The following is a 5339-nucleotide window of genomic DNA, read 5'->3' as shown; positions in this document are numbered from 1 at the left end:
GGTTGTATACTTCACAGAATTCAGCAATCGTTGCATCCGGTTTCTTTGCAATTAGCTTAGCAACATCATTTAGGTTATTCCCAGATAAAACTGCATGGCGACCATGGTGGTATTTTTTGAGGCGATAAATCTCCGTGAGCATTATAGGCCCTCCAATATCGATTAAAAGTGGCGATACTAATACCAAATTGCTCTGCGATTTCTGCTTGGTGGTATTTTCCCTTTTTATAAGCTTCTACTGCTTTCATTCGAAGGTCTGTTGAGTAAGCTGCTGGCATAATAAACGCTCCTCTGTTTATTACGATTATCTTACAAACCAAAGTGTTAGGGAAGTGCTATAACATCCAGCGTAACCTATTGACTAGCTAAGTTATATCGAACTCACGTTAATTCGTTTACGTTTGGCCACTGTAATTTACTCTTATTTTCAAATCAAGTAACCAACATACCTCAACCAAGTTTTTTTGCAACAATCCCGTCGCCCGCGTAGCGGGCCTATGCTTGTAACAGTGAGCCGACTAAATCACCATAGTTGCTCACTTTTTGAGCTAAACAACAAAGCCCTACACCTACGTCCGCTATCTTATGATATGCATGGCTGCTGTATTTAAGTCTACAGTTGCCTTATCGCTTTTCTGTAAACAATTATTGATTATGTGTAGTCCTCGCCGTGTTTCTTGTGCATTATTTGATATTTTATTGGTTATATTATCAATACGATTATTGGTATTATTAATATCTATTTGCAGAGAACTTGTTTTTGTTATGACCAGCTCAGTTAGATCGGCAATGGTTTGACTTTTACGTATGTTGGTTTCTGATTCATCGGCACAAACAGTCCACTTGGAAGGAAGAAAACTTGAAACTATACCAGAAATTTCATTTTTAGTACCGATTTCCAGGCTGCCAATACTTGAAGCTATGGACACATCTCCTAAATAGTAACCTGAACCGATTTCTGTATGGCTGATGGTCCCAACTTCATGCTTTAGGAAAGCCAGTCCTCCACTATTTACAAGACTTGTTCCTGAAAAATCAGTAGGAAAATTAAGTACCGCACTGGTATTCGAATTATTTATACCGCCGACAGCAGTATTAGTATTTCTGACTCCAGTAACATGTTGAGTGCTTGAATGAGTTAAAGAGTTAAGTAATGTAGTAATACTACCGCTGTGCTTTTCTTCTTTATAATGACTACTATTTGAAGTCATACTGTAGTTACACTTGTTTGTTTCTGAGTTTTTTGTCGAAATATTCCAGTTAAACCCAGGATGTTTGATTTGTAAGCTCGGCTCGTTTTCTTTGTCACTAAATTTTATTTCGCTACCACTTTTTGAGCGAATTATGTGGTCGTAGGCATTGCTATCTTTAACGACGTTGACCCTATTTGAATTATAGAGACTTCCGATGATAATAGGGCTTTCTGGATAGCCCTCAATGAAGCTTATGAGTACCTCGCTATTAGGTTTTAGTGGTAGGTGCATACCATAATTTTCTCCAGAAAAAGGTTCCAATTTTCTAGCTTTAAAATAAACACTTCTTGAACCATAATTAGCCATTTTGACATAATAGCGACCTTGATCATCTAGCTCAGCATAGTCAAGGTTACAGTTTTGCTGTTCTTTGATGTAGGCATGCATTGATCCGGATATCCTTGAATAGGATGAAAGTTCAGCGCGAAATTGCTGTTTTGTGCTAAGCCATGTATATTGGCAATCTATATACGCAGTTGACGTATTAATCTCATTATTTGTTTCTTTGTAATAGTTAATTGTTATTTGTGATTTTTTAATAAATAACTGCTTGTTTTATCTGTATCAATTTCGTATATTTCTCCAGGATGAAGGCCTATAAACATTCCTGTTGAAGTATAATAGAAATTTTTGGAATATTCAGCTTCAGCAACAACAGCACTGATCATATCTAGTTCTTTTTGTGAGGATACTGCTCCGACATAAAATTCATGTCTGCCCAAGCCGGTGGCATAAACGGTAGCTAGAGAGCTAAAATTTATTTCTTGCCGAGAAGGGTCATGTGCTGTAACATAAATTTCTCTAGGCATTTGATTAATGTTTTGTTTGAAGTCCATTAAATTTTCTGAGAAGACGTCGGACATGTTGCATATTGTGATCTTTTTCTTTCCTCTTCGTTGTGTCAGCAAGCTATCTGAAAAGATAATGCCATTATTGTCATCTTGATAATCAATATAAAAATAAATTCCATTTCTATTTATGTGACGAGAAAGGAAATCGTAACTAGACTCTTGAAACTGATGAAATAAGGACTGATTCGAATAACTATTTTTAAAATTCAAAGCTCCTTGAAGATGGGTTTCTGAAATTAATTTTGTTATAAGGCCTTCAATGGAAAGGTTAGTATATATTTCACTTTTTTATAGTAAATTTTAGCAAGCAAATTTTATGCTCAATAGTTATTTCATATATGTAAATAATTTTTTTAAGGAATATAGATGCACTTTCGAAAGAGATTTGCGTTATAACACCCTTTAAATGGTCTTTATTTTCAATTTTGTTTTGTAATTATTTCAGCAGTTTTTCCAAATAAGATAGAACTATCGAATTTAGTACTTGAGAAGCACCTAATTCGAGCACAGCACACTTTAGAAATTTCTTCATACTTAACAAAACGCATAATGATTAATTCAGTGTCAACGTCATCAATATTGAGAATACTTGATATTGCTATAGTGCTGTTAATCTTTGTCTCCGATTATCATTAATAAATTTATATGTTTGTAGTAAGAGGTTAGCTTTATATACCTTTATGCTTTAACTAGAAATAGTATTTTTTACTTTGACATGGCTTTATTCTGAGGCACTTGCGACAGTTTCTAGATAGCATTACAGTCAACCCGCCTATTCTAGATTAATAGATAACATTTCCCTGATTGCCTGCTATATTTCCTATTAAACACTGACTAGTATAGATAACATGGTGGCGCCACAAAAGTGTTGCTGGGGAAAGTTGCCACTTTTGGAGAAAGTGGCGTAAACACAGAATCTATTTGAGTCAATACATCGAGTTGAAAAAACCTCAGCAACACTTTTGGAGTACCACCAGCAAATTAACGTGACGGTACTAGCATAATCGTCCAATATTGTGAACTTCCATGGCTGCCTTAATTAGCCGTCACAGAACAGGTTTCGCCACCATCATAAGGATCTCCGGCCCGAGTCACGGTTAACGTTTTACTATAATCAATCTTCTCCGGCAATTCGAATTTACATTGTTGTGATGATCCGCCACTCGGCACTAGAAAATCAAAGGACAAATATGATTCATCACTGGTTGCAGGAAAATAAACTGAGTATGATGTACTAGCATGTAAGTTATTAATCCCTGCTGTTTTGCTATCAGCATCATCCTTCACTGTTAATGAGTTGTTATAATAACTGTAAGAAGGGACGTCGATCTTAAGCTCCTCTGATTCATTCGTTGGTTCACTCGGCGTCCAAGTGCCCGTATCAGTCGCATAAATTCCACTCACTTCGCCATTGCTACTCATGACCGTTTGCTGCGTAAAACCATGGCCTAACATCGAGTCATGAATGTATGACCATGGGTACATACCATCACATAAAGGATAACCTTCTGAACTATTAAAACTTACAGCGCACCTGAACTCAGGCTGATTATCCCCATTAACAAAGTTCGGCCCATGATCATCCAAATCATATTCGATAGGAATAGACGATTGGGCGGTAATAGTACCTTCGAATAATGAATTATTTACTGGTGTAATGTTCGATAAAGCTCGACCATAAGCAGCAAAACCCAAAGAAATTTGTTGTGGATTAATCTTTGAGAGTGCTGTCATTTCTTTTTGGATACTAAAGTCACTTGAGTCTGCGTTATTGTAGATGCGGCTTAATAGGCCTGTTTGATTTGTGCTGCCATAGTCAAATGCACCATGAAAGTCATATGCCATGATATCGAAATGCAGATTGGTAATTGATGATAATTCCTCTAGTTCTGGTTCGATTTTACTCAGAAAGTTATCATCACCCATCAAATCAACTGAGATATAGCTATCCGGGTAAGCCTTGTTAAATTTTTCAATCAGCGTAACCAAACCACTAAATTTTGCTGCCAAATCATCTTTATTAGAGCTTTCGTAATCAAAACTAATACCATCAAACGTATTTTTGCCTGCAGCTTTCAAAGCTGCATTAAGTTTACCGTAAGAATCTATGAATTTAGTATAATTAGCAATAGCTCGATCAACATCTTTTTCATGATTCCAACCACCAAGGGCAATAATTGTTTTCAGCTGCGGATGAGTATTTTTGAGAGCCAAAAAATTATCGATTGAACCGTAAGAAGTGGTAGTAGATGTTGGTGTTCCTTGACAAAAGTTGTCCGTATCACTGCACCATGATGAGTCACTGAGCTGTAAATCTGCCCATGGATCATATGCCTGCAATGAACCATCGCTGTTTGTTTCTACAAATGAGTAAGCAATAACTGCTTGTGCCCCGTTAGCTTCGGCTGCTGCGATCTGATCGTTTATTTTTTGACCATCTAAAGGGTCACGATATTTTTCTGTTCCTCCAGTGCCCCATACCGGTAACCCATCACTGGTATAATTGCGCTCTGTTGACCAATCTGGCCAAAACAACTCAATGAATTTAGGGTGGTTAGTAACCTGAGAGTGAGCAACTTGATAAAGCAAAGAGTCTTTATCTGTTGCGGGTAAGTCACCGGTTGTTTCCCACATAGTCAAACCACCAATATTATTAGCGCTTGAATAACTTAACAATGAATTTACATACTCAGGAGAGTCGTAAGAAATAAAGGTATTATTGTAACTTGGTACTGTAGCATAACTGCTCATTGAACCAACAAGTAAGGCTGGCCCAAACAACAAATTTTTAATCATAGTAACCCCCCTAATTTTAAGCAGTATATTAAAAGTAGCAGCAATAAAAAACATAAGTAATATAAATTTACAGCGAAAATATAATGTAGATTTCAGTTCGAAGTTTTAGAAAGCCGTTTAATTGCTGTTAATTTAAGCAGCTCTATAGCATAGCCAGCCAGTGAAGCAAACAAGTGAGTAATAGTCACAAGTTTCGCACTTTAGCTCTAATGCTTTAAAATAGTGACTCAAGGAAATTAAGACAAGGTGTACTAAGGATGTCTAGGCACAAGTGCACAAACGCAATTTATAAAGCATTTTTACAGGCAACAAGTGTTCGCTATTCTGGCCTAGCCCTATCCGAAGTTTCTCCGGAGCCCCTCTCTCATGACAGCGTGAGTCGTTGGCTCCAATCTCAGCACTTTCGGCCAAGAGAAGTTTGGCACATTGCAAAGACTTC

Annotated in this window: 5 protein-coding genes; 1 reads left to right on the top strand and 4 read right to left on the bottom strand. The window is 37.0% G+C overall.

Annotation, left to right across the window (positions count from 1 at the left end):
* Positions 1–74: 74 nt before the first annotated feature.
* From BGC07_RS24065 to BGC07_RS16940, 4 genes are all read right to left on the bottom strand, one after another.
* Positions 75–278 carry a helix-turn-helix domain-containing protein gene (locus tag BGC07_RS24065; protein WP_069314254.1) on the bottom strand — a complete coding sequence of 68 codons (204 nt, stop codon included), beginning with the start codon at positions 276–278 and terminating at the stop codon, positions 75–77.
* Positions 279–578: 300 nt separating this feature from the next.
* Complete coding sequence (locus tag BGC07_RS16950; protein ID WP_069314253.1) at positions 579–1640, bottom strand: type VI secretion system Vgr family protein; 1062 nt, start codon at positions 1638–1640, stop codon at positions 579–581.
* Between the two features lie 134 nt (positions 1641–1774).
* A complete protein-coding gene (locus tag BGC07_RS16945; RefSeq protein ID WP_077217034.1) occupies positions 1775–2383 on the bottom strand; it encodes a contractile injection system protein, VgrG/Pvc8 family in 609 nt (202 codons plus the stop codon).
* 756 nt (positions 2384–3139) lie between these two features.
* Positions 3140–4900, bottom strand: a complete 1761-nt coding sequence (locus BGC07_RS16940) for a glycosyl hydrolase family 18 protein (RefSeq protein WP_069314251.1) — start codon at positions 4898–4900, stop codon at positions 3140–3142.
* A gap of 257 nt (positions 4901–5157) precedes the next feature.
* On the opposite strand from BGC07_RS16940, the gene BGC07_RS22795 reads away from it, so the two are divergent.
* Positions 5158–5339 (top strand): hypothetical protein (locus tag BGC07_RS22795; protein ID WP_235603477.1); only part of this gene is annotated, 182 nt, incomplete at its 3' end.

Source organism: Piscirickettsia litoralis, assembly GCF_001720395.1.
In the GTDB taxonomy this organism is placed as follows: domain Bacteria; phylum Pseudomonadota; class Gammaproteobacteria; order Piscirickettsiales; family Piscirickettsiaceae; genus Piscirickettsia; species Piscirickettsia litoralis.
This window is presented reverse-complemented; position numbering and strand designations above follow the sequence as displayed.